This is a genomic window from Chromatiales bacterium 21-64-14 (genome assembly GCA_002255365.1).
In the GTDB taxonomy this organism is placed as follows: domain Bacteria; phylum Pseudomonadota; class Gammaproteobacteria; order 21-64-14; family 21-64-14; genus 21-64-14.
On record NCBI01000032.1, the window covers coordinates 1 to 25,752 of the forward strand.

The window sequence follows — 25,752 nt, forward strand, 5'->3', positions numbered from 1 at the left end:
AGGGTAGTGGTTGTATCCGGGGCATGGGTGGCCACAACAAGATCGCTCGGTGCCGATGACCCGTTGCTTAGGGTGGCTATCGTGTCCGTTGGTCTATCGGCCATGGGCTGTATCAGCCGGGATCCGGCGCGTTATGCCGCCTGCTTTCATGCACATTGGGCACACCGGGAATTAACCCCAACAACATACAGGAATTGCCGGGGCCGCGGGTTGGATGCAGCTTGCCCTGTCGGTGTCCTCCGAGGAAAATAAGATCCGCAATCGCCGCAGAGCGCGGCGCCGCTATGATCCGGCGGACCGTGTGGTCAAGGATTCAGCCACCGGGGAATCTAAAGAACCATCGTCGTGCAGTGGTGGTAAGCACCCGCGGAATGATCGATCTGGACGGTTGCCCGCTGGCAAGAATAAAAGGGTTGCGGACGAACGCCTAGATGGTGGTATTTCAGTAGTTCGACCGCACGATGCGACAGTTTTTGCTTCATCCCATTGAGTGCACTAAGCTGTCAGCGCAGCGTATCGGGCGAACGCGGGTGGGTTCGCTACGAAGGTCGCGCGGAAGACCGGGATCGGCCGTCGTTTCGAAACGCAACTTCGGGTTGCCATGCCGTGAGGTGGAATGTGCCTGATGCCCTTTTTGAGTCCGCCATCAAAAGCTTGCCACTGGTCCATCGGGGGAAGGTGCGCGACATCTACGGAGTCGGTGACGACCGGCTGCTGATAGTCACAACGGACCGGCTCTCCGCTTTCGACGTGGTGCTTCCCGACCCGATCCCGGGTAAGGGCAGTGTCCTGACTGCGGTGTCGAATTTCTGGTTTGAGCGTACCCGGGCCCTGGTACCCAACCACCTTGTGAACACACCCCTCCAGGAAATCGTACCCGATCCCGTTGAACGTGCCCCACTGGAAGGGCGTACGGTAATCGTGCGTCGGCTCAAGGGACTCCCGGTGGAGGCGATCGTTCGGGGTTATCTGATCGGATCTGGATGGAAGGACTATCAGCGCACCGGGGCGGTCTGTGGTATCCACCTGCCGGAAGGGCTTGTGCAAGCCGATCGGCTGCCGGAGCCCATCTACACGCCCTCCACCAAGGCGGACGTCGGGGAGCATGACCAGAACATCGCTTTTGAACAGACGGTAGGACTTCTGGGCCTGGACTATGCCGAGCAGGTGCGGGACGTGAGTCTGAAGATCTACGCGGACGCGGCCGAATACGCCCGGGAGCATGGCATCATCATCGCCGACACGAAATTTGAATTCGGTGTGGATGAGGCGGGACGGCTGGTCCTGATGGACGAGGCGCTCACCCCGGATTCCTCCCGGTTCTGGCCCGACGACCAGTATCGGCCGGGGCAAAGTCCCCCGAGTTTCGACAAGCAGTACGTGCGGGATTACCTGGAAACCCTGGACTGGGACAAGAACGCCCCGGGGCCGAGACTGCCGGCCGAGGTGATCCTGAAGACCGCGGAGAAGTACCGGGAAGCGCAGCAGCGCCTGCTTGGGGATTAGTGCCGCAATGGGGCAGCTCGATGCGCGACGGATTGGTGTAATCATCGGGTGGATGCCTGCCGGGATCCGCGGTTGAAGCGGGTCTTTGCCCACAGCCGTGACGGAAACAAGGGGTACACGGTCATGATCCTGGAACGGATCCGGCGTAATGACCCGACCCACATCGAAGAATTGAAAGACCCCCTGTCTACAAAGGACCCGATCACCTATGGGTGGTGTGTTGCCCGATAGGCAAGGCGCGCATTCGATCTGTGTGGCCGGCGTGGTTATCGTGCGCGCGAAGCTCGTGGACGTTCGCTGGTCGTTCGGCGATGGGTGTGACACGGTGGTCCAGTCCAGCGGGTCTGTGACGCGGCGGCGTATGCGGCGTATGCGGCGTATGCGGCGCTATTGCGGCGAGTTGCCAGCGTGGCTATCGGAAGCGCGCCGCCGGTGCCATGGCAGGGTGGCCGCACGCGGATGCTGATGCGGTGGCGGCCCTTTCTGGCTCCCGCGTGGGGTCTTGCGGCGGCATTGGTGGGGCTGACGACGTTGGCCGCGTCCTGCAAGGCAGTTGCCTCTCCGCCGGAGCTGCGACGCCGATTGCCGCCCCTCTCGGCGGAGTATCTTCCCTGGCGTGGGCGGTTGACCCAGGCGCTGACTTGGGCCGGGCATGTGGATGCCGAGACGGCCACCGGACTGCGCGGCGGCCTGGAACGGGAGACGACCGCCGAGCTGGTGGCGCACGCCGGCTTCGAACTGGACACGACGCGTGCCGGCTGGTGGGAGGGCGGCCGCTTCCGGTTCGATTTGCTGGGGGTGTCCAGCGGGGATCCGTCGGGGGACGTGGTAGGGGATGTGCAGGGGGTCAGCAATCTGGCCGCCCCGTCCCAGTTCCGGCTCTACGCCCTGAGCTACCGCCAGCAGTTCACCCATGCCCTGCATCTACGCGTAGGTCTGATGGATCTCAACAACGATTTCGTGGTGACCCGGGTGGCGAGTACCTTGGTGAACTCCTCCTTTGGGATTCTACCGACTCTGTCGGCGAATGTTCCGACGCCGATCTACCCGGCGACCGGTCTGGGGGGCATCGCCGGGGTTGATGGCAAATGGTTATCCGCCCGTGCTGCGGTGTTTCAGGGAGATCCAGGGCGGCTTGGTGCGTTGTTCAACCAAGGCCATCTGGCCATCGGAGAGGCTGAGTTCCATTCCGCCCGTGCCCGGAACACCCCTGCCTCCACTAAGCTCACGCTGGGTTTGTGGCACTACGCTTCGGCGAGTGCGGCGGTTGCCAGCACGGGCGGGTATTACGCCATCGCACAGCACCGTTGGCTCTTGGCCGGCGGTCGCCAGTTGGGCGCCTTCGTGCAGTTTGGTGAGAACACCCGGACCACAGACACGGTGCCCCGTTATCTCGGACTGGGCCTGCGCCTGGTCCGGCCGTTCCAGTCCCGTCCCAACGATCTGGCTAGTGTCGGGATAGCCCGCGCGTGGGTGCACGGTGCCCGCGCGGAGACCAGCTACGAGGTGACTTACGCGGCGCAGCTCGGTCCACGGATCTACCTCCAGCCCGATCTGCAATACGTGGTCCATCCCAGCGGGGTATATCCCAACGCACTGGTGGGCATTCTTCGGATCCATTTCGAGTTTTTCTGAGGGCGTCCCACATGCCCCAAGCCGGCGACGTCCGAACGTCTTCCCGGCTTGGATACGTGCAACCCTAGACTAGCGGTCCAGCAACCGTACTCCGCAGCAGCGCAGATACTCCAGCAGCGGCTCGGGATCTTCCGCCGCGCAGCGCCAGAACAGACGCTCGAACGTCACGCGGCGTACCGCCGCCACCGGTGACCGGCTGGGATTGACGTCGGGTGCGGGTCCCGGGACGAGGTTGCCGGTGAGAGAGGCAATGACCAGCCGGTACCCGTGCGCGGCCCGCACGGTAACGTAAAGCAGGGCTTGGCTCGCGATCTCCGCGGCGCCCGGATCCAGCGCCACCTCCCAAGCTGCCAACTGGCCCCCGGACCCCTCTGCAATCGCCTCCGCGGTGCTGCGTAGCGCCGCTTCCGGCCACCGGCGTACCCCGGTGCCGGACCCCGTCGTTTCAGGGTCTGAAGAAAAGGGCGTCATGTGCCGAATGTCACTTACTTAGCGCCCGTATCGTTAAAGAAATGGCCATGGAATCCATGGGCCAAGACCTGAGGTTCCGGTACGTTCCATGGCTGAACCCAACCGGGTTTGGGCGGGTGGATTGAACGACCGGAACTTAACTAGAACCTATCTCAAAATGCATCGCGGTCGCCCATGCGGCGTCGCGGACCCTGCTGCGGTGCTCATTTACTGGGCGTAAACGGCGCTCCTCGCAGGGCCCGCGCCTTGCCTGAACGCCCGATCTGCGATTTTGAGATAGGTTCTATGCAACATTCGGTCATGTGCCTGATTCCGTTGGTGGCGCCGGCTCCGGCTCGCCCAGGAGATCGTGGATCGGAACCCCCAGGGCGCGGGCGATCCGCTCGATGTTGTCCAGGCTGATGTTACGCTCGGCCCGTTCCACGGAACCGATGTAGCTGCGGTGCAGGCCGCTCAGTTCGGCCAGCACTTCCTGTGACCAGCCCCGGCCACGGCGCAGGATTCGGATCCGTCTCGCAAGCCGGGTACGGGCGCCGTCTTCCATGGGTAGTATTCCATGGGCTAGCGCCGCCGCTGTCGACGGGAGAAACGTATCAACATGGCGCCAATGAGTGGCAATCAGGCCGGAAAGACCCTCCGGCCGGGGAGACGTAACGCCTGGAAACCGGTGAGCGGTGAGGAACGCGGGTTCCGGGCCGCACCGTGGGTCTGGGGATCCGTCTGGGATCCGGTAGCGGTCACGGTCATACCGCCTAACCCGCGCGTCCCAGCCCGGGCCCCGGGCGTCGTTTAAGGAGTCCCCGGCCAGGCTCCGTACCGGGCCTGGCATTCCTCGATACCGCGTGTGGGCACGCCCCGGAGCGGAGTGGGTTCCGTCTCGTCTACCAGCGCCGGAATGGGGGTCTCGAGGGCGCGGGCGATCTTCTCGATGTTGTCCAGGCTGATGTTGCGCTCGGCCCGCTCGACCGAACCGATGTAGGTTCGGTGCAGGCCGCTCAGCTCTGCCAGGACCTCCTGCGACCAGCCCCGTGCAATGCGCAACAGTCGTACCCGGCGGGCGAGCCGTTGTCGGGCGCTGAACGGACGATGGTTTGCGTGCATTGCGATTCCTTTCGCTGGACTGCGCGTGTCATGTTGATATCGTGCAGGATGCCAGTTGTCAAGTGACGGGTAAAAAAGAAAGGGCGGGTCGCCCCGCCCTTTCGGCTTGCAGGTCGGACACCCGTCTTCAGTTTACCCGCGGGTCGAGTTCGCCGCTCTCGTAGCGTTTGACGATACTTTCCAATGAGAGTGGCTTGATCCGGGACGCGTTGCCCGCGGTACCGAAGGACTCATAACGGGCCTTGCAGATGGCCTTCATGCCCTTGGTCGAGGCGGTCAGCCATTTGCGCGGGTCGAATTCCTTCTTGTTTTCGGCCAGGAACTTACGCACCGCGCCGGTGGATGCCATGCGCAGGTCGGTATCGATGTTCACCTTGCGCACGCCGTGCTTGATGCCTTCCTGAATCTCCTCCACGGGCACGCCGTAGGTCTCTCCCATGTCGCCGCCGTAGGTGTTGATCATCTCCAACCAGTCCTGGGGTACCGAGGAGGACCCGTGCATGACCAAGTGCGTATCGGGGATCCGGGCGTGGATCTCCTTGATGCGGTCGATGGCGAGGATGTCACCGGTGGGTGGGCGGCTGAACTTGTAGGCCCCGTGGCTGGTGCCGATGGCGATGGCGAGGGCGTCCACGCCGGTCTGTTTGACGAAGTCCGCGGCTTGCTCGGGGTCGGTGAGCAACTGGTCGTGGGACAGCTTGCCCGCGGCGCCGGAGCCGTCTTCCTCTCCCGCCATGCCGGTTTCCAGAGAGCCCAGGCAGCCCAGTTCACCCTCCACCGAGACCCCGCAAGCATGGGCCATTTCCACAGTGCGCCGGGTGACCTCCGCGTTGTACTCGTAGGTGGCCGGGGTCTTCATGTCTTCCAGCAGGGAACCGTCCATCATCACTGAGGTGAAACCGAGCTGGATGGAGCGCTGGCATACCCAGGGGGAGGCCCCGTGATCCTGGTGCATCACGATCGGGATGTGCGGCCACTGCTCGGCGGCGGCCAGGATCAGGTGGCGCAGGAATTCGCTTTTGGCGTATTTCCGGGCGCCCGCCGAAGCCTGGACGATTACCGGGCTGTCGGTCTCGTCCGCCGCTTCCATGATGGAGTGCATCTGTTCCATATTGTTGACGTTGAAGGCCGGGACGCCGTAGCCGTGTTCGGCGGCGTGATCCAGCAACTGACGCAGCGTGATCAAAGCCATGGCAAGTTCTCTCTCAGGGGTTTATAGGGTTGGAACGGATGGGGTTGAAAGCTAAGGCGGCTATTCTAGCAGGAAAGACCGCGGCGCCCAAAAGCCTTTCCCCCGCCGGGCGATCCGCCAAGGTCCCGGCACGTCGCGGGATCCTGCCGTTTTTACAGGCAAAATCGTCGAAACCCTACGGTAGACCCGGAAGCCGGCGGTGGTTCCGACCGCGCCTGGGGTGCGGATGCGCGGCCTGCGGGACCGAAGACTCGCTGAAACGGCGTTCCGGGCGGCGGGGTCCGGGAACGGGACTCAATCGTCCGGCGCCAACATCTCGCCCACGCGGACGATCTTCATGGCGTTGGTGCCGCCGCTGACCCCGGTCAGGTCGCCTTTGGTAATGATCACCAGATCGTGATCGTGCACCGCGCCGCGCCGGACCAATTCGTCGATCACCTCCCGATTAACCAGGGCGTGGTCCTTGGTGGTAACGTCGAAACTGATGGGGTAGACACCGCGGTAGAGCGTGACCTTACGCCGCGTCTCCACATGGCGGGTCAGCGCATAGATCGGGATTCCAGAACTGACCCGGGACATCCACAGGCTGGTGGAACCCGATTCGGTCAGGGCCGCGATGGCACGTACCCCCAGGTGGTTGGCGGTATACATGGCGGCCATGGCGATGGCCTCGTCGGTCCGGCTGAACTGGTCCTCGGCCCGCGGGTCGGCCACGGGTGCCATGGCGATGCGGTAGCGCTCCGCACCGCGGCAGATGCGGTCCATGGCCGCAACCGCCTTGGCAGGATATTTCCCCGTCGCGGTCTCCGCCGACAGCATCACGGCATCGGTGCCGTCCAGCACGGCGTTGGCTACGTCGAACACCTCGGCCCGAGTCGGGATCTGGCTGTCCACCATGGACTGCATCATTTGCGTCGCGGTGATCACCACCCGGCTCATGGCACGCGCCTTGCGGATGATGAGCTTCTGCACGGCGGTGAGTTCCGCATCACCGATTTCGACGCCAAGATCGCCGCGCGCGATCATCACCACGTCAGTCGCCTGGAGAATGGCCTCCAGGGACTCCACCGCCTCGGCGCGCTCGATCTTGGCGATGATCGCGCCATGTCCCCCGGCGGCGCGCAGTAACCGGCGCGCCTCCTCTACGTCCTCCGCCTTGCGCGGAAAGGACACCGCCAGGTAGTCCGCCTTCATCGCCGCGGCGATCTTGATGTCCGCCCGGTCCTTCTCGGTGAGCGCCGCGGCGGACAAGCCACCTCCCTGGCGGTTGATCCCCTTGTTGTTGGACAGTTTGCCACCCACCACCACGCGGCAGATGATCTGAGCATGGGCGACGTCCTCCACCCACAGCACCAGCTGTCCGTCGTCCAGCAGCAGGGTATCGCCGCGCTTCACGTCACCCGGCAGGGCCTTATAGGTAAGGCCGACGGCATTGCGGGTGCCTTCGTCCGCCCCGAGACTGGTATCCAGGATGAATTTCTCACCCTCCTGAAGGACCACAGCGTCGTCTTTGAACCGCTCGATACGGATCTTGGGCCCCTGGAGGTCCGCGATGACCCCCAGATGCCGGCCATGGGCACGCGCCCGGCTGCGTGCCTCCTCCGCCCGGCGCACGTGTTCGTCGGGTGAGCCGTGGGAGAAATTGAGCCGGACCACGTCCACTCCGGCCTGGATTACCGCATCCAGCACGCCGGGTTCGTCGGTTGCGGGCCCCAGGGTGGCTACGATCTTGGTACGTCTCAGCATGGCGTTTAGGCTTCCAAATCCAGGCGGCGCGGCTGGCCCCAGGGGCGCCGGCCGCATGATTCCCCCCGCGCGCCGTGCCGGCGCGCGGGCGTCAACCCTTGGCGCGTTCTTCCAGGATCGCGACGGCGGGCAACTGCTTGCCTTCCAAAAACTCCAGAAAGGCGCCGCCGCCGGTGGAGATATAGGAGACCCGGTCGGCGATCCCGTATTTGGAGATCGCCGCCAGGGTATCGCCGCCACCGGCAATGGAGAACGCCTTGCTCTCGGCGATTGCCATGGCCAGGCGCCGGGTCCCTTCTCCGAACTGGTCGAACTCGAACACGCCCACCGGACCATTCCAGACGATAGTGCCGGCGGTCTTGAGGATTTCCTCAAAGCGCGCCGAGGTCTGCGGACCCACGTCAAAGATCATGTCCGCGTCTCCCACCTCGGCGACGGTCTTCAACGTGGCGCGGGCGTCCTCCGCGAACGCCGCGCCCACCACCACGTCCGTGGGTACCGGGATCTCCGCGCCGTGGGACTTGGCCTGATCCGTGAGACGCCGGGCTTCCGCCACCAGGTCGGCCTCGTAGAGGGATTTGCCGACATTATAACCGGCGGCGGCGATGAAGGTGTTGGCGATACCGCCGCCGACGATCAGCCGGTCGACCTTCTGGGACAGGGACTCCAGGACTGTGAGCTTGGTGGACACCTTGGAGCCGCCGACGATGGCGACCATGGGCCGCGCGGGCTGGTCCAGGGCCTTGCCCAGGGCCTCGAGTTCCGCGGCCAGTAATGGGCCCGCGCATGCAACGGGCGCGTGCTTGGCTACCCCGTGAGTGGACGCCTGGGCGCGGTGCGCGGTGCCGAAGGCGTCCATGACGAACACGTCACACAAGGCGGCGAGTTTGCGGGCGAGCCCATCCTCGTTCTTCTTCTCGCCCTTATTGAAGCGAACATTTTCCAGCAGCACCACCTCGCCGTTTTTGACCTCGACCCCGTCCAGGTAATCCTTGATTACCCGTACCGTTGCGCCGAGCAGCGTGCTCAGATGGGCCGCGACGGGCGCGATGGAGGCATTCTGGTCGTAGACGCCTTCGTCCGGGCGCCCCAGATGGGACATGAGCATGACCCGCGCACCGGCGTCCCGGGCGCGTTCTATCGTCGGCAGGCTGGCGCGGATACGGGTGTCGTCCGCCACCTTGCCGTCCTTCAACGGGACATTCAGGTCTTCGCGGATCAGCACACGCTTGCCCGCGAGATCCAGGTCGGTCATCTTAATCACGGACATGAACGATCTCCTGGCGTCATGGTTTCGAAATTCGGGAAAGGGATTCGGTGAAACGGCGTCTCAACCAATGCCTTTCGGTGGATGGCGTCGGACAGGGCCGGGGGGGTCGGTGCGGCACGCAGGGCAGGGACCGGCGGCCGGCGTGGGGTTCCACGCCGGCCGCCGGTCATCCGCTTACTTGGCCTTCATCAGTGCGACGGTGGTGTCCAGCATCCGGTTGGAGAAACCCCACTCGTTGTCGTACCACGCCAGCACCTTCACCAGCTTGCCGTCGATGACCTTGGTGAGGGTGGAGTCGTAGGAGGAAGACACCGCGGTGTGGTTGAAGTCCACGGAGACCAGGGGTTCGTCGCAATAGGCCAGGATGCCTTTGAGATCCCCGTCCGCGGCCTCTTTCATGATCGCATTGATCTCATCCCTGGAGGTCTCGCGGCCGGCCTCGAAGGTCAGGTCCACCACGGACACGTTGATGGTCGGCACGCGGATCGCGAAGCCATCCAGCTTACCGTTCAGTTCCGGCAACACCAAGCCTACCGCCGCGGCGGCGCCGGTCTTGGTGGGGATCTGCGACATGGTCGCGGAGCGGGCGCGGCGCAGGTCGCTGTGATAGACGTCCGTCAGTACCTGGTCGTTGGTGTAGGAGTGGATCGTGGTCATCAGGCCCCGCACCAGTCCGATGGACTGATGCAGCGGCTTGACCAGGGGCGCCAGGCAGTTGGTGGTGCAGGACGCGTTGGAGATCACGGTGTGCGACGCCCTCAGGACGTCGTGATTGACGCCATAAACGATGGTTGCGTCCACGTCCTTGCCACCCGGCGCGGAGATCACAACCTTCTTGGCCCCGGCCTTGAGATGGGCGGCGGCCTTTTCCTTGCTGGTGAACAGTCCGGTGCACTCAAGGACCACGTCGACGCCCAGCTTGCCCCACGGGAGCTTGGACGGGTCACGCTCGGACACCACCTGGATCTTATCGCCGTTCACATTCAGGTAGTTGCCTTCCACTGCCACGGTGCCCGGAAACCTGCCGTGCACGGTGTCATAACGGGTGAGGTGGGCATTGGTGTTGGCGTCCCCCAGGTCATTGACCGCCACGATCTGAATCTCGCTGGTGCGCCCGGCCTCGTACAGCGCGCGAAGCACGTTGCGTCCGATACGGCCGTAGCCGTTGATTGCCACTTTGATCGCCATGTCCTAGGTCTCCAGTTTTTCACGTGAAATAGAAAGACGTCACCATTCGCGGGCGCAAGTCAGGCAAGCTCCCCTTGAGTTCCGCGGCGTTTGGTGTGCGGCGGACGTGCGCTCCTAGAGCGCGCTGCCCGGGTTACAGGATCTCTTCGACGGTCTGTGCCACGTTTTCCGCGGTGAATCCGAATTCTGCCATCAGCGCCTCCCCCGGGGCCGATTCTCCGAACCGGTCGATTCCGATCACCCTGCCCCTGGGACATACGTACTTCTGCCAGTAGACGGACAGGGCCGCCTCTACAGCGACCCGCGCGGTGACATCGCTTGGTAGCACGGACTCGCGGTAGGTCTCGTCCTGGGCATCGAACAACTCACAGCACGGCATGGATACCACGCGCACACGGATGCCCTTATCCGCCAGCGTACGGGCGGCTTGCGTTGCGATTCCAACTTCCGATCCGGTAGCCATGATGATCGCCTGGGGTTTGCCCTCGCAGTCCGACAGCACGTAACCGCCGCGCCGAATGTTCGCCACGACGCTGGCGTCGCGTTTCTGGAAGGCGGTGGTCTGGCGGGTGAAGATCAGGCAACTGGGGCCGTCGGTGCGCTCGATCGCGGTGCGCCAGGCCACCGCCGATTCCACCACGTCGCAAGGGCGCCACAGCGTCATGTTTGGAATGATCCGCAGGCTTGCCAAATGCTCGATGGGCTGATGGGTGGGCCCGTCCTCGCCGAGGCCTATGGAGTCGTGGGTATAGACCAGCAGGCTGCGGATCTTCATCAGCGCGGCCATCCGCACCGCGTTGCGGGCATAGTCCGCAAACACCAGGAACGTGCCGCTGTAGGGGATCAGGCCGCCATGCAGGGCGATGCCGTTCATGATCGCCGTCATCCCGAACTCGCGCACGCCGTAATGCAGGTAGTTGCCCTGGGCATCGTCTCTGCTGATCGCCTTGGAGCCGGACCATATGGTGTTGTTGGAACCGGCCAGATCGGCTGAACCGCCGGTCAGTTCCGGCAGCAGCGGCCCGAGACCCTCCAGCGCCACCTGAGACGCCTTGCGGGTGGGCATGTCCTTGCCCTCGGCCGCCAGCTTGGCGATGAACGCACTGGCCTTCTGATCCCAGTCGGCGGGCAATTTGCCGGACACACGCCGTTCGAACTCGGCGGCGAGCTTGGGGTGGGCCTTGCGGTAGGCAGCGAACTTCGTGTCCCAAGCCTGCTCCCGTTGCTTGCCCTTGTCCTGGGCGTTCCAAGCCGCGTAGATCTCGTCCGGAATCACGAACGGCGGGAATTTCCAGCCCAGGTACTCGCGTGCCGCAGCGACTTCCTTCTCGCCCAGGGCCTGCCCGTGCACATCGTGGGTGCCGCACATGTTCGGAGAGCCGTATCCAATCACCGTCTTGCAGCAGATCAATGTGGGGCGGTCGGTGACCGTGCGCGCCTCCACGATCGCCGCCTTCACCGCGTCGGCGTCATGCCCGTCGACCCCGGGAATCACGTGCCAGCCGTAGGCCTCGAAGCGCCGTGGGGTGTCATCGGTGAACCAGCCTTCCACATGGCCGTCGATGGAGATCCCGTTGTCGTCGTAGAAACCGATCAGTTTGCCCAGACCCCAGGTGCCGGCCAACGAGCACGCCTCGTGGGACACGCCTTCCATCAAACAGCCGTCGCCGAGGAACACGTACGTATAATGGTCGACGATGTCGTGGCCATCCCGGTTGAATTGGGCGGCGAGTACGTGCTCCGCCAGGGCCATGCCCACTGCGTTGGCCAAACCCTGGCCCAGGGGACCGGTGGTGGTCTCAACGCCCGGCGTGTAGCCGTACTCCGGGTGCCCCGGAGTGCGCGAATGCAGCTGGCGGAACTGTTTGAGATCCTCGATGCCCAGGTCGTAGCCGCTCAGATGCAGCAGCGAATAGTGCAGCATGGAGCCGTGCCCGTTGGAGAGGATGAACCGGTCCCGGTTAGGCCACTTCGGGTCGGCGGGATTGTGCTGGAGAAAGTCGTTCCACAGCACCTCGGCGATGTCCGCCATCCCCATGGGCATCCCAGGGTGGCCGCACGTGGCCTTCTGCACCGCGTCCATGCTTAGGGCGCGGATCGCGTTGGCCAACTCTCGACGAGAACGCGCGGACTGTTTAGGCTGACTCATTTTCATCAGGAAATCCCCAGTAAATTCAATGCCATCCGAAAATCGGACCGCGAAAAGCCGTAATCAGACCGATGCGAACCGTCCCCGGGCGCAGAGCGATCCTCACGCACCGTCCTGACGTGATCCCGGACGCTGAAGAGCGTTCGCCTGTCTGGAGTCGTGCGTGGGAATTCGGCCGTATTCCAGGCCGCTGATGGTTCCCGGAGCCTTGGGTACGCAGGCGCGTTATTTTCCCCAACTTGGTGCCGGGGGGCAACAGTTAATTCGTTGCCAGCGCCACGGGGAGCGTGCCAGGGTGTCGGGAAGTCACCGCGATTGCCAAAAAAACCTAATTATCGCTATGATCCCCTGAAATTTTCAAGGGATTCAGTGGCGTGATATCGGGCGTTCCGGTGGCGTGCGAACGACGCGCCACGCGGGTCGCCAATGCGTGCAGGGCACGCAGGAATTCTCCGGGAAGACGGCGCATGGTCTCCTGGGCGGACGGTTGATAAAACACGGCATCATAGGGCACTGGATCTCCCAGGCCACCGCGTTCCCAGGGGCGGAAGTTTGACCACGAGATCTCGATGACCCGGTGTCCGGCCCCGTCCACGAAAGCGAATTCGTGCGCGTCCAGAATTGCCAGATACTGCATGGTGCGGATCGGCACGAACAAGCATTCGGCGCCCGCCTGACGGCGCAGCCGGTAGGCCAAGTTATAGATCTGCCCCGGGAGCCGGTGGAGCTCCCGCCCCAATTCCTGCGGCCGGTGGAAGGTCTCGCGGACGATCATTCGGGCGGCTTAGGATGTTTGGAAGTCTTGGTCACGGTGCGCGGTCCGTTCAGCCAACTGGGGCATTATACGAGAGCTTACAGGTTCTTGCCTGCATCCCGGCGCGCCCGGCCGTGGCCCCCGTGGACAATCCCGATGAAGCCGGTACACTAGTCAGGATGGATTCCGGGGCTGGCATAGTCCCGGGTTGGTTCTCTCGTCCGTAACCCTCCTGCGTGGTGCCAGTTCCGCACGACGTCCGCGGGTCATCTGACGCTTAATTGTTGTTAAGGAGTTGATCTTGAATAATTATTTATTTACCTCGGAATCCGTATCTGAGGGTCACCCGGACAAGATTGCAGACCAGCTCTCGGACACGATCCTGGATGCGATCCTGGCCCAGGATCCCCACGCCCGGGTGGCCTGCGAGACCCTGGTGAAGACTGGCATGATCCTGTTCGCCGGGGAAGTGACCACTACGGCGACCTTTGACGCCGAGGCCCTGGCCCGGGAGACCATCCGCCGGATCGGTTACACGAGCTCCGATATGGGCTTCGACGCGGATACCTGCGCCGTGCTCTCCGGGATCGGCAAGCAGTCCCCCGATATCCGCCAGGGCGTGGATCGGGGTGCGATCGAGGAGCAGGGGGCCGGTGACCAGGGCATGATGTTCGGTTACGCCACCAGCGAAACCGACGTGCTGATGCCGGCGCCCATTACCTATGCCCACCGGCTCGTGCAGCGCCAGGCCGAGGTGCGCAAGAACGGCACCTTGCCGTGGCTGCGGCCCGATGCGAAGAGTCAAATCACCATGCGCTACGAGAAGGACCGCCCGGTGGGTATCGATACCGTGGTCCTCTCCACTCAGCACGCCCCGGATATCGATCAGAAGGTGCTGCGGGAGGCGGTCATCGACGAGATCATCCGCCCCGTGCTCCCCCCCGAATGGGTGGGGCGCGACACCTGCTTCCACATCAATCCCACCGGACGGTTCGTGGTCGGCGGCCCCATGGGCGACTGCGGGCTGACCGGGCGCAAGATCATCGTCGACACCTACGGCGGCATGGCGCGCCACGGGGGCGGCGCCTTCTCCGGCAAGGATCCCTCCAAGGTGGATCGTTCCGCGGCCTACGCGTGCCGCTATGTGGCCAAGAACATCGTCGCCGCCGGCTTGGCGGAGCGCTGCGAGATCCAGGTCTCCTACGCCATCGGTGTCGCGGATCCGACGTCGATCAGTGTGCAGACTTTCGGCACCGGCAAGCTCGACGATGCGCGTCTTGTCCAGTTGGTGCGCGAGCACTTCGATCTGCGCCCGGGCGGACTGATTCGGATGCTCGATCTGCTGCGCCCGATCTATGCCGCCACCGCCGCCTACGGGCACTTTGGAAGGGACGAGGCGGATTTCCCATGGGAGTCTACCGACCGCGCCGACCTGCTGCGCGACTCCGCCGCAATCAAGAAGGCCGCTGGGTGAACCGCTCCGGCGCCGGGCTCCGGCGTCAGGCACCGGCCGGGGTCTGAATTCCGGACCTCGGCATCACACCGTACATTTCACGTTGCGTGGCCGCGGGTTTCCCGCGCCACCGCACAAAACAGATTTGAGGAGTCATCTCATGAGCAGCCAACCGGTTCAGAATCTCGATCCCGACTACAAAGTTGCCGATATCCAACTGGCCGACTGGGGCCGCAAGGAGATCCGCATCGCGGAGACCGAGATGCCCGGCCTCGTGGCCCTGCGTCAGGAGTACCAGGGAAAGAAGCCCCTGAAGGGCGCGCGCATTGCCGGCTGTCTGCACATGACCATCCAGACCGCGGTGCTGATCGAGACCCTGGTGGAACTGGGTGCGGAGGTGCGTTGGTCGTCCTGCAACATCTTCTCGACCCAGGACCACGCCGCCGCTGCAATCGCGGCTGCCGGCGTGCCGGTGTTCGCCTGGAAGGGGGAGACCGAGGAGCAGTACTGGTGGTGCGTCGATCAAACCATCTTCGGTCCCGATGGATGGCGCCCCAACATGCTGCTGGACGACGGCGGCGATCTCACCCTGGTGCTCCACGAAAAATACCCGGAACTGCTGAAGGACGTACGCGGCCTGTCCGAGGAGACCACCACCGGCGTCCATCGTCTCTACGACATGCAGCGCGAGGGCACCCTGAAGGTGCCGGCGTTCAACGTCAACGACTCGGTTACCAAATCCAAATTCGATAACCTCTATGGCTGCCGTGAGTCGCTGGTGGATGGGATCAAACGCGCCACCGACGTGATGATCGCGGGCAAGATTTCCGTGGTGCTGGGCTTCGGAGAGGTGGGCAAGGGTTGTGCCCAGTCCCTGCGCGGCTTGGGCTCCACCGTGTGGATCACCGAGATTGACCCGATCTGCGCGCTCCAGGCGGCCATGGAGGGGTACCGCGTGGTGACCATGGAGGAGGCCTGCGGTGCGGCCGACATCTTCGTGACCGCCACCGGGAACATGAGCGTCATTACCCACGAACACATGAAGCGCATGAAGGATCAGGCGATCGTGTGCAATATCGGTCACTTCGACTCGGAAATCGAGGTCGCCGCCCTGCGCCAGCATCCTTGGGAGAACATCAAGCCGCAGGTTGACCACGTAATCTTCCCGGACGGCAAGCGCATCATCCTGCTGGCCGAAGGCCGGCTGGTGAACCTCGGCTGCGCTACCGGCCACCCGAGCTTCGTCATGTCCAACTCGTTCACCAATCAGGTGTTGGCTCAGATTGAACTGTGGCTCAACCCGAAAAAATACAAGAACGAGGTCTACGTGCTGCCCAAATATCTGGATGAGAAGGTGGCACGCCTGCACCTGACCAAGATCGGTGCGCACCTTACCTCCCTGACGCCGGAGCAGGCGAAATACCTGGGTGTACCGGTAGAAGGGCCGTACAAGCCGGATTACTATCGCTATTGAGGCCGGCGGTGGCCACGGTCCCGGGACTGCGCTCCATGGAATCCCAAGAAAGGCATCCTGCCGTCTACAGCTTCGAATTCTTTCCTCCCAAGACCCAGGAGGGGGTAGCGAAGCTGCGTGGCGTGCGGGACCGGCTCGCGCGGCTCGAGCCGCGGTTCTTCTCGGTAACCTTCGGTGCCGGCGGTTCCACACGGGAACGCACCTTCGAGACCGTGACCGAGATCCAGCGTGCATCGGGGATCGAGGCCGCTCCTCACCTCTCCTGCATTGAGGCCACCCAGGACAGCGTGCGGGAGATCCTGCGCCGTTACCAGGCTGAAGGGATCAGCCACATCGTGGCCCTGCGCGGTGACCTCCCCTCCGGCAGCGGCAGCGCCGGGTCGCGGGAGCTACGCTATGCGGCGGACCTGGTCGCGTTCATCCGCCGGGAGACCGCCGATCACTTTTTTATCGAGGTGGCGGCCTATCCCGAGGCGCACCCCCAATCCCGCGGCGCACGCGCCGACTTGCTGAACTTCAAACGCAAGGTGGAGGCGGGCGCCAATAGTGCAATCACCCAGTATTTCTACAACGCGGACGCCTATTTTCGTTTTGTAGATGAGTGCGAGCGATTGGGCATAGACCTGCCCATCGTGCCCGGCATCATGCCCATCACCAACCATGTCCAGCTCGCGCGCTTCTCCGACGCCTGCGGGGCGGAGATTCCGCGCTGGATCCGCAAACGGTTGGAGGATTTCGGCGAGGATAAAGAGTCGATCCGTGCCTTCGGCGTCGAGGTGGTCACGGAGCTGTGCCGGCGGCTGCTGGAGGCGGGCGCCCCGGGGCTGCATTTCTACACCCTCAACCAAGCGGTCCCGAGCCTCGCCATCTGGGACAACCTGGGCCTCGGCGGGCGTGGGCCGGGTTCCACGGGCCCCGGCTCGGACCGCGGTTCACGGCCGGGCTGACCCGACCCGCGGCAGGACCGCCGCACCCGGCGGCGTATTCACCGACACCGACTATCGCAGGGTCCGGCATGGATAACCGCGAACTCATCCGCCGCGACCTATCGGTGTTGTGGCACCCGTGCACCCAGATGAAGGATCACGAGGGCCTCCCTCCGATCCCGATCCGCCGCGCCCAGGGCGCCTATCTGGAGGACTTCGACGGCAAGCGTTATCTGGACGCTGTCAGTTCCTGGTGGGTCAACCTGTTCGGCCACTGCCATCCCCACATCAACGCCGCGCTTCATGAACAGTTGGACACGCTTGACCATGTGTTGCTTGCCGGTTTCAGCCACGAGCCGGTAGTCGCCCTCTCGGAACGCTTGGTGCGCATCGCACCGCCGGGCCTCGCACGCTGTTTCTACGCCGACAACGGATCCTCGGCGGTGGAAGTGGCGCTCAAGATGAGCTTCCACTATTGGCGTAACCTGGGTCGCGCCGACAAGACCCGGTTCATTACCCTGACCAACAGTTACCACGGGGAAACCCTGGGGGCGTTGGCGGTCGGCGGGGTGCCCTTATACAAGGAGACCTACCGGCCGCTGCTGCTGGAGTCGATCCCGGTGCCCTCGCCCGATGGTTTCCACCGCGAGCCGGGGCAGTCCTGGGAGAACCGTTCGCGGGAGATGTTTCAGCATATGGAGTCTGCGCTGGAACGCTATGGCGAATCCGTGTGCGCGGTGATCGTAGAGCCCCTGGTGCAATGCGCCGGCCACATGCGCATGTATCACCCGGTCTACCTGCACCTGCTGCGCGAGGCGTGCGACCGCCACGGCGTGCATTTGATCGCGGACGAAATCGCCGTGGGTTTCGGGCGTACCGGTACGATGTTCGCCTGCGAGCAGGCCGCCATCCGGCCCGACTATTTGTGCCTGTCCAAGGGGCTGACCGGCGGCTATCTGCCGCTGTCCGTGGTACTGACCACGGATGCGATCTACCAGGCATTCTATGACGACTACGATCGGTTGCGGGCGTTCCTGCATTCCCATAGCTACACCGGCAATCCCTTGGGATGCCGGGCGGCCTTGGCGACGCTGGAATTGTTCGAGCAGGCGCCGGTGCTGGAGACCAACCGCCGGCGGGCGGACTTGATGGCGGCGCTGACCGCCGACCTTGCCGACCATCCCCACGTGGCGGAGGTGCGCCAGACCGGCATGATCCTCGCCATCGAGATGATCCGGGACAAGGCGCGGCGCGAGCCCTATCCGTGGCAGGAGCGGCGCGGGCTAACCGTGTACCGCCATGGCCTGGAACGCGGTGTGCTGCTGCGTCCTCTGGGCAACGTCGTCTATTTCATGCCGCCCTACATCGTCACCGACGAGGAGATCCGCCGCATGGTTGACGTGGCCCGGGAGGGCATCGACCTGGCCACCCGAAACCCGTAGGGCCGACCACCGCAACCGAGCCACCGGAATAGCCCACCCCTACAGACGACAATAACGTTACGTACCGTGTGCTATATTGGGATACGAGCGTACAGTTTCGGCGCCTTCGATAAAAAACAATTACACGCGGGATCGGCAGCATGAACCGCGCCGAGCGTATCTACAAGCTCCATGCCGCGCTCTCGGGGAAACGCCCGGTCGCGATGACGGCGTTGATCAATCGGCTCGGGTCCTCCCGGGCGACCGTGGTGCGCGATATCGCCTATCTGCGCGACTTTATGGGGGCCCCGGTCATCTACGACCGCGAGCATAACGGCCATCACTACGATCCCAACGCCCCGGAGTTTCAGCTTCCCGGTTTGTGGTTCAACGACAGCGAACTCTACGCGCTGCTGGCAAGCGAACAACTCCTCGAAGCCGTGCAACCCGGATTGCTGGGCCCCTATATCGGACCATTGAAGGTTCGTATTCGGAAGCTGTTAGAGGCGGGCGGTCATACCGCCGAAACCGTCACCTCGCGTGTCGTGATCCAGCCCGTCGCCAGCCGGAACGTGGACGACGCGATCTTCGGGCGCGTTTCGGCCGCGGTGCTCGACGGCCGCGCCCTGGAAATCCGCTACCACGGTCGCGAGCGCGCCGTCGTCAGCGCCCGGCGCATCCATCCCTATCGGCTCTTGCATTACCGGGACAACTGGTACGTGTCGGCTTGGTGCGAACGGGCCCGGGCCCTGCGCACGTTTTCGCTAGACCGGATCTTGGAAGCCGCCGATACCGGCGGTGCCGTCCGTCCTGCCGACGCTACTGCCCTGGACCGCCACCTGCGCGCGAGCTTCGGAATTTTTACCGGAGAGGCGACGAATTGGGCCGTGCTGCGCTTCACTCCCGAACGCGCCCGCTGGGTCGCCGACGAGCGCTGGCACCCCGACCAGGTTGGCCAGTGGCTCGGGGAGACCTACGAGTTGCAGATCCCGTACTCCGACCCGCGCGAACTGCTGCTGGATATCCTCAAATACGGCCCCGATGTCGAGGTGGTCGCCCCCGAGCCGCTGCGGGTGCTCGTGGCCGAGCGGCTGCACGAGGCGTCAGCGCAGTATCAATCCACTCCCGGGGGGAGTGCCATAAAGGCCGCCGGGGATGCTTCATAGGAAACGGGGGACCGGGGCCCCGGCGGCGGGGAAATTGGCCGCAGGCTCAATCCCTGAGCCACCGCCAGTGGTACAAGATGGGAAAACGCAGCGCAGCACCAGATCGGGGAGGGCAGCATGCAGCACAGATCGATCCTACGGGCCCCGCATCGAGAATGCGGCAGCGGCGTACCTGCCGGACCACGGCCGACGGATTGAGGCCCGTATGGTGGGGTTGAGGAGCGATCCCAACCCGTGGAAGCGGGTGCGGTATATCGCTCGCGTGGCGACCTGAACACCTAATCGAATGGAATCTTTCCAGCGCCTGCCCCCGCCCTAATTCGCGCATACGAGAGCAATTCATGGAATATCAAGAGTTTTTTACGACCGTCACCGAAGGGAAGAGCCCCTTCCCTTACCAGGTCAAGCTAGCCGAGTCGGACTGGCCGGAAATGGTGAACATCCCGACCGGCATGGGCAAGACGGCAGCGGTTACGCTGGCTTGGCTGTACAAACGCGGCTGGCGGCAAGGCGGGCGAACCGTGGCGTCGGATGCCGCCACTCCACGCCGTCTCGTCTGGTGCCTGCCTATGCGGGTGCTGGTAGAGCAGACTGAGCGTACCATCCGCGACTCCCTTGGGACGCTGGGCGTCGATGGTGCGGCTGGCGATGGCAAGGTCTCCGTTCATGTCTTGATGGGTGGTGCCAACGACCTGAAAACCTGGGTCGAATATCCCGAGGAGGACATGATCCTGATCGGCACCCAGGACATGCTGTTGTCACGGGCATTGATGCGCGGCTATGGCATGAGCCGTTATCAGTGGCCGGTGCATTTCTCCCTTCTGCACAATGACTGCCTGTGGGTATTCGACGAGGTGCAGTTGATGGGCGCGGGGTTGGCGACCTCGACGCAACTGGAGGCCTTTCGCCGCAGCTTTCCTCTCGCCAGAAACAGCCGTTCCCTTTGGCTGTCCGCCACGCTCAATCCGCAATGGTTGGCCACGGTGGACTTGAAGCCTTACATGGACTCACTGCGTTCGCTGACCATTGACGAAGACGATCGCAAGCGTGCCGGCGAGAGACTCGAAGCCGTCAAGCACGTCTCTACCGCCCCACTCCGTTTGGGCAAGGACGCCGGCAACAAGAAGGGCCTGGATACCTATCTGCAGGCGCTACGCGCTGAGATTCTTCAGGCCCACGACCCCTCGACACAGACACTGGTGATCCTGAACCGCGTAGACCGCGCACAAGGGCTGTACCGTCTGATCCGTGAGCGTCGCCCGACGCACGGGGATTTGCTGATTCACGGGCGGTTCCGCGCGGCCGAGCGCGCCAAACAGACCTGGCGTTTGCGGGAGGAATCCGCTGCCGACCGCATCGTCATCGCCACCCAGGCCATCGAGGCGGGGGTGGACGTCTCATCCCGCGTGCTAGTGACCGAACTGGCGCCTTGGTCTTCTATGGTGCAGCGTTTTGGCCGCTGCAATCGTTACGGCGAACACAATCACGGCGGTGCGCGCATCCTCTGGGTGGATATCGAGGATGATAAGGACCTGACGCTTCCCTACGACACTGAAGCACTGTCCTTCTCACGCGCCAAGCTGAACGGGCTGGGCAGCGCCGCCCCGCAAAGCCTTCCGTCAACCGATACGGCGCGCCCGCTTACCGCCGTCCTGCGCCGCAAGGATCTGCTCGATCTGTTCAATACCGACCCCGATCTGTCCGGTTTCGACGTGGATGTGTCCGACTACATCCGCGACAGCGGCACGCCAGGCGTGCAGGTGTTCTGGCGCGACTTCAAGGACGATCCCAATATCCCCGACCTTCAGGGAAGGCCGGATCGCCGAGAGCTGTGCCCCGTATCCATCGGGCAGGCGAGAGATTTCGCCAAGCGCAAGGACACCATGCTTTGGCGCTGGGATGCGCTCGATGAGCGTTGGGTCAAGCTGGAACGCGATCCGCGCCCAGGCGTGACGTTGTTGCTCCGCGCTGCCGACGGCGGTTACGACGAGGCAATCGGCTTTGACGCCACCATCAGGAAGCCGCCTGTCCCAGCCTTGTCGGCGGAGACACCTTCGCCGCAAGACGCTTACGGCGAGGACTGGCGATCACAGCAGCCGAAGGCCGTGGTGTTGTCCGAACACCTCGGCCATGTCGCCCGGCACGCCGCCGACCTGTGCGCGAAGGTGGGCGAGACGGCGCACAGCGGCCTTGTTGTCCGCGCCGGACGTTGGCACGACCTCGGCAAGGCGCACCCGGTGTTCCAAGCGTCAATGTATCGCTGCAAGGGCAAGGAAGCAGTCGCCGAAGCCCTACTCGCTAAGTCTGACTGTCCCGGCCGGATGCGCCACGAACGCAAGTTTTTCCGTCACGAGCTTGCCTCCATGCTCGCGTGGCTCGATCAGCATGACGGCGAGGTTGACGCCGACCCCATTGCCTATCTGATTGCTGCTCACCATGGCAAGGTCCGCATGAGCCTGCGCGCTATGCCCACAGAAGAGACGGACGAGGGCGTCAAGCGCTTCGCCCGCGGTGTCTGGGAAGGCGACACCTTGCCGGATCTCAACTTCGACGGCGAGCACAGCCGCGAGACCACGCTCAAATTGGCGTTGATGGAGATCGGCGAGGGCGAACAGGGCCCGTCATGGACCGAACGCACCCTGAAGCTGCTGGATTACTACGGCCCGTTCCAGTTGGCATGGCTGGAAACCCTGGTGCGTTTGGCCGACTGGCGCGCTTCGGCCGAAGAGCAGCAGCCATGAAGCTTGCCGCCTTCGACGCCGTCGCAAACGCACTGGACGCCGCGTGCGTGCGCTACCTCGTGGCCGGTGGCCTTGCCGTCAACGCGCATGGCTATGTCCGCCTTACCCTGGATATTGATCTGGTGATCGCGCTGGACGCCGGAAATATCCATCAGGCGTTCCACGCCCTGGCGGGGATCGGTTACCGCCCGACCGTGCCGATCGACGCGGACGCGTTTGCACGATCTGAGCAGCGCCAACTCTGGCGGGAAGAAAAGGGCATGCAGGTGCTCAATTTTCAAAGCGACGGCTTCCCCGGCACTTCAGTAGATGTATTCGTTTACGAACCGTTCGATTTCGCAAATGAGTACGAGGTCGCCATGCGTGGCGAACTGTTGCCGGGTATCCACGTGCGCTTCGTGACCATCCCCACCCTCATCCGCATGAAACAGACGGCCGGACGCCCACGCGACCTGGACGACATCCAGCACCTCAAGTGGCTGCAGGAGAATCCCGATGAGTGACAACCAACGCCCCGTCGACTGGAGCAGGACCACATTTGACGGCAGCCGCCGCGACCAGCTCCGGCAGGCGCAACGCATGACGGTGCGCCAGCGTCTGGAAGCGCTGGACCAACTGACGGAGCTGTCCGAACGCCTGCAAGCCATGCCACGGCAAGCCCCCCGACCCGGTGCAGCCCGTGGCGTACATGAACCACCGGCCAGTTACGAAACCGAAAGCTCTCGTAACGACATCGTGCTCGACGGCTGCACACCTACGCCACTGGCGAACTATCTCAAGGCCCTCGGCGTGTTGCGCCTGCTGTCGGTCAGTGATCCGCAGGCGCGCGGCTTCTGGCGCGACGATCGCTTCGTGCTGCGCACCGCGTTGGATCGCGGAGCCATCGAACGGTTCTTCCTGTACGACTATAATCCAACTCCCATCATGGCACCATGGAACGGTGGCAGCGGGTTTTATGAAAAGGATAATAAAACCGCGCTGGAAGTTATTCGGAAAACGCCAGAGCCGCGTTACAAGAACTATCAATCGTGTCTTGATGTCGTGGACCGTGCGTTGGCTGGCTTCGATCGGAGTGCCAGCCCCAAAGGCGATGAAAAGGCCGTGCTGCTGGCTCGCATCCGCAGTCAGCTCCCAGATGATGCATTGTGCTGGTTCGATGCATCGGTGTTGCTCTCCGATGACTCACCCGCATACCCACCGCTGCTGGGAACTGGTGGCAACGATGGGCGGCTTGACTTCACCAATAACTTTATGCAACGCCTGACAGATGTTCTGCCTTCGGAGCAGGGAGCGGCACGGGAAGAATCCAGCCATTGGCTGGCAACGGCTTTGTTCGCTGAAACTGCTCCTGTGCTCATCAAGAACGCCATCGGACAGTTTTCTCCAGGCCAGGCAGGCGGTCCCAATGCCGGTGTTGGCTTCGAGGCCGATGCGGCTATCAATCCGTGGGACTTTGTGTTGATGATCGAAGGGGCCCTGTCTTTCGCGGCTGCCGCAGTACGCCGTAATGCTGACGATCCGGCTGGTGTGTTGAGCTATCCGTTCACGGTACGCGCTGTGGGTGCTGGATCCGGAACCCTGGGTGAAGGCGATACGGCCAACGCGCGCGGCGAGTTGTGGATGCCTCTCTGGTCGCAGCCTGCCACCTATGCTGAAATACGCGCACTGATGGCCGAAGGTCGTGTCGCGTTGGGTAAGAGACCGGCGCGTGACGCCCTCGATTTCGTCCGTGCTGTGCAGCATTTCGGTGGATATCGCGGAATCAGAAGTTTTCAGCGCTTCGGTCTGTTGATGCGTTCCGGCAAGGCATACTTGGCGACCCCCTTATCGTGCGTGGAAGTCAGTGACGAACCACCATCGCGCTGGCTGGATGATCTGGACCGCAATCACTGGTTGGACCGCTTCCGTCAATTAGCCCGTGGCGACAACATCGCGAACCGTTTTCTGGTGTTGCGAAAACGCCTGGAAGACAGGTTTTTCGGTCTTTCGGGACGCCAGCCGAGCAAGGCTGAGGCGCAATCGCTGCTGGTTCTACTGGGGCAAATCCAGTTCGCGCTTTCGAATAGTCCTAAAGCACATAACGACGTGCGACCTATTCCCAGGCTTTCCGATCAATGGGTCGTAGCCGCCGACGATGGCACCCCCGCTTTCCGCATCGCCAAGGCGCTGGCCGGTCTCCGTGGCGTCGGTGAAGAGCCCTTGCCGCTGCGTGCGCAACTTTTCCAGGTGGAGCGCAAGTACAACGAATGGATGACTCCGGATGCCAAGGAAAAGGCCCGCCTCTATACCGGACAGAAAGGCCGGCTGATCGACACCCTGCGTGCCTTGCTGGAACGCCGTTTGAGGTTTTCGGAAAAGCTGGAGATGCGGGACAAGCCGTTGGACAGTGCCGCCGGCGTTACGCTGGACGACGTCAACGCCTTCCTGCGCGATGACGCCATGGATGAACGCATTGCGGCACTGCTACCAGGACTTTCGCTCTGTGAGATCCCGCGGGATCTTGAGGGCGGGGCCGGTACGGGCGTCGTTCCTGCGGCGTTCGCCCTGCTGAAACTGAGCTTGACACCGGACCGCACCTTGCGGTCGCTGGGTTTACTGCCCGAAAACATGCACCTGAATGTGCCTGCCGGCATGTTGGCGCAGCTCGCCGCGGGCAACCACGGCAATCGCGCGGTGCAGACCGCGTGGCGGCGGCTACGCGCTTCGGGGCTCGCCCCCATCGTCAGCCTTGATGCTCTGCCCGCAGAGCACAGTTTTTCCCCGTTGCGGGGGAGCGCCGCTTTGCTGATTCCGCTGCGTTACAGCGCCACCGCCGCGCTCGCGCGCAACGCGCTGGCATCTGTGCGACGCGAAATTGAAACCGCCTGATACCGAATCACCAAGGAGATATATTATGAGCCTCGAGCTTTCTGCCCTCGCCAACACCCCCCGCCTGTTACTCCGCGCCAAGCTGAAGCCGCTGCAGGGGACGCGCTTTCAGCCGACTGGGTTTCCCGAAATCGGCGCCGCGCAGTTCGAAGGCCCTGACGGCACGCCCATGCTGCTGGTGGAATCCGCCCAGAGCATGGCGAACCGCATGGAGGCCGTGTGCTGGGACAAGGTGGCCGACGACTGGGTGGAGCCGCTCAAGGGCCTGTCCGTCATAAAGGTGAACGACAAAGGTGGCAAGCCGCTGACCAACTCGGTGTTGGAAGCGCATCGCATCAATTCGCCGTACATCCTGGAGGGTCAGGATAAGACCGTTTTCAACCAGCTCAAGAATGAACTGGCCGACATGCAGGAAGGTATTGTTGATCTGCGGAAGCTTGCCGAGGTACTGCTCGGGCTGGATGTGAATACATTGCTGCATGGCGTGTTCCTGGCCAAGAAGGAACTGGCTGGGGGCCGGCTTCGCCCCGTCGCCCGCCGGAGCAGCGACGGCCGGACCTGCGGCGCCGGGGAGCCGGTCGGTGGTGACACCGTCGGACTGGACGTCGTACGACCAGAACCCGCTCCGGACCGGGGTCGACCCCTCGGGGAACTCCTTCGACCCGGCCACCCCGGCCTGGTCGTCACCCGT

General features: G+C 63.5%; 20 protein-coding genes and 1 pseudogene. 12 read left to right on the forward strand and 9 right to left on the reverse strand.

Annotated elements, in window-relative coordinates; genetic code table 11:
• The first annotated feature begins 606 nt into the window (after positions 1–606).
• The 3 genes from B7Z66_12450 to B7Z66_12460 all read left to right on the forward strand — a co-directional run bounded on the left by B7Z66_12450 (position 607) and on the right by B7Z66_12460 (position 3,141).
• On the forward strand, positions 607–1,506 hold the full coding sequence (locus B7Z66_12450; GenBank protein OYV75525.1) for a phosphoribosylaminoimidazolesuccinocarboxamide synthase: 900 nt from the start codon (positions 607–609) through the stop codon (positions 1,504–1,506).
• A 48-nt stretch (positions 1,507–1,554) separates the two neighbouring features.
• Positions 1,555–1,737 (forward strand): hypothetical protein, encoded by a 183-nt coding sequence (locus B7Z66_12455; protein ID OYV75526.1) that lies wholly within the window; start codon positions 1,555–1,557, stop codon positions 1,735–1,737.
• A gap of 228 nt (positions 1,738–1,965) precedes the next feature.
• Positions 1,966–3,141, forward strand: a complete 1,176-nt coding sequence (locus B7Z66_12460) for a hypothetical protein (protein ID OYV75527.1) — start codon at positions 1,966–1,968, stop codon at positions 3,139–3,141.
• A gap of 69 nt (positions 3,142–3,210) precedes the next feature.
• Here B7Z66_12460 and B7Z66_12465 read toward each other — a convergent pair whose 3' ends face one another.
• The 9 genes and pseudogenes from B7Z66_12465 to B7Z66_12505 all read right to left on the reverse strand — a co-directional run bounded on the left by B7Z66_12465 (position 3,211) and on the right by B7Z66_12505 (position 13,033).
• A complete protein-coding gene (locus B7Z66_12465) occupies positions 3,211–3,495 on the reverse strand; it encodes a hypothetical protein (protein OYV75528.1) in 285 nt (94 codons plus the stop codon).
• Between the two features lie 415 nt (positions 3,496–3,910).
• Positions 3,911–4,156 (reverse strand): transcriptional regulator, encoded by a 246-nt coding sequence (locus tag B7Z66_12470; protein ID OYV75529.1) that lies wholly within the window; start codon positions 4,154–4,156, stop codon positions 3,911–3,913.
• A gap of 245 nt (positions 4,157–4,401) precedes the next feature.
• Entirely contained in the window at positions 4,402–4,713 is a 312-nt protein-coding gene (locus B7Z66_12475) for a hypothetical protein (protein ID OYV75530.1), read from the reverse strand.
• Between the two features lie 127 nt (positions 4,714–4,840).
• Positions 4,841–5,905, reverse strand: a complete 1,065-nt coding sequence (locus B7Z66_12480) for a fructose-1,6-bisphosphate aldolase (protein ID OYV75531.1) — start codon at positions 5,903–5,905, stop codon at positions 4,841–4,843.
• Positions 5,906–6,199: 294 nt separating this feature from the next.
• Complete coding sequence (locus B7Z66_12485; GenBank protein OYV75532.1) at positions 6,200–7,651, reverse strand: pyruvate kinase; 1,452 nt, start codon at positions 7,649–7,651, stop codon at positions 6,200–6,202.
• Positions 7,652–7,742: 91 nt separating this feature from the next.
• Entirely contained in the window at positions 7,743–8,921 is a 1,179-nt protein-coding gene (locus B7Z66_12490) for a phosphoglycerate kinase (protein ID OYV75533.1), read from the reverse strand.
• A gap of 174 nt (positions 8,922–9,095) precedes the next feature.
• Positions 9,096–10,109, reverse strand: coding sequence for a type I glyceraldehyde-3-phosphate dehydrogenase (locus B7Z66_12495; protein ID OYV75534.1), 1,014 nt, complete (start codon positions 10,107–10,109; stop codon positions 9,096–9,098).
• A 133-nt stretch (positions 10,110–10,242) separates the two neighbouring features.
• Entirely contained in the window at positions 10,243–12,258 is a 2,016-nt protein-coding gene (locus tag B7Z66_12500) for a transketolase (GenBank protein OYV75543.1), read from the reverse strand.
• A gap of 403 nt (positions 12,259–12,661) precedes the next feature.
• Positions 12,662–13,033: pseudogene (locus tag B7Z66_12505) on the reverse strand (hypothetical protein).
• A gap of 280 nt (positions 13,034–13,313) precedes the next feature.
• Between B7Z66_12505 and B7Z66_12510 the strand changes: the two are divergent.
• From B7Z66_12510 to B7Z66_12550, 9 genes are all read left to right on the forward strand, one after another.
• Positions 13,314–14,486, forward strand: a complete 1,173-nt coding sequence (locus B7Z66_12510; protein OYV75535.1) for a methionine adenosyltransferase — start codon at positions 13,314–13,316, stop codon at positions 14,484–14,486.
• 139 nt (positions 14,487–14,625) lie between these two features.
• A complete protein-coding gene (locus tag B7Z66_12515; protein OYV75536.1) occupies positions 14,626–15,939 on the forward strand; it encodes an adenosylhomocysteinase in 1,314 nt (437 codons plus the stop codon).
• A gap of 35 nt (positions 15,940–15,974) precedes the next feature.
• On the forward strand, positions 15,975–16,886 hold the full coding sequence (locus B7Z66_12520; GenBank protein ID OYV75544.1) for a methylenetetrahydrofolate reductase [NAD(P)H]: 912 nt from the start codon (positions 15,975–15,977) through the stop codon (positions 16,884–16,886).
• Positions 16,887–16,954: 68 nt separating this feature from the next.
• On the forward strand, positions 16,955–18,307 hold the full coding sequence (locus tag B7Z66_12525) for an adenosylmethionine--8-amino-7-oxononanoate transaminase (protein ID OYV75537.1): 1,353 nt from the start codon (positions 16,955–16,957) through the stop codon (positions 18,305–18,307).
• Between the two features lie 140 nt (positions 18,308–18,447).
• A complete protein-coding gene (locus B7Z66_12530) occupies positions 18,448–19,452 on the forward strand; it encodes a transcriptional regulator (GenBank protein ID OYV75538.1) in 1,005 nt (334 codons plus the stop codon).
• A gap of 341 nt (positions 19,453–19,793) precedes the next feature.
• On the forward strand, positions 19,794–22,193 hold the full coding sequence (locus B7Z66_12535) for a CRISPR-associated helicase/endonuclease Cas3 (protein ID OYV75539.1): 2,400 nt from the start codon (positions 19,794–19,796) through the stop codon (positions 22,191–22,193).
• Positions 22,190–22,696 (forward strand): hypothetical protein, encoded by a 507-nt coding sequence (locus B7Z66_12540; protein ID OYV75540.1) that lies wholly within the window; start codon positions 22,190–22,192, stop codon positions 22,694–22,696. Before B7Z66_12535 ends, B7Z66_12540 begins: the two co-directional genes overlap by 4 nt.
• Positions 22,689–25,061 carry a type I-U CRISPR-associated protein Csx17 gene (locus tag B7Z66_12545; protein OYV75541.1) on the forward strand — a complete coding sequence of 791 codons (2,373 nt, stop codon included), beginning with the start codon at positions 22,689–22,691 and terminating at the stop codon, positions 25,059–25,061. Before B7Z66_12540 ends, B7Z66_12545 begins: the two co-directional genes overlap by 8 nt.
• 25 nt (positions 25,062–25,086) lie before the next feature.
• Positions 25,087–25,752 (forward strand): type I-U CRISPR-associated protein Cas7 (locus B7Z66_12550; protein OYV75542.1); only part of this gene is annotated, 666 nt, incomplete at its 3' end.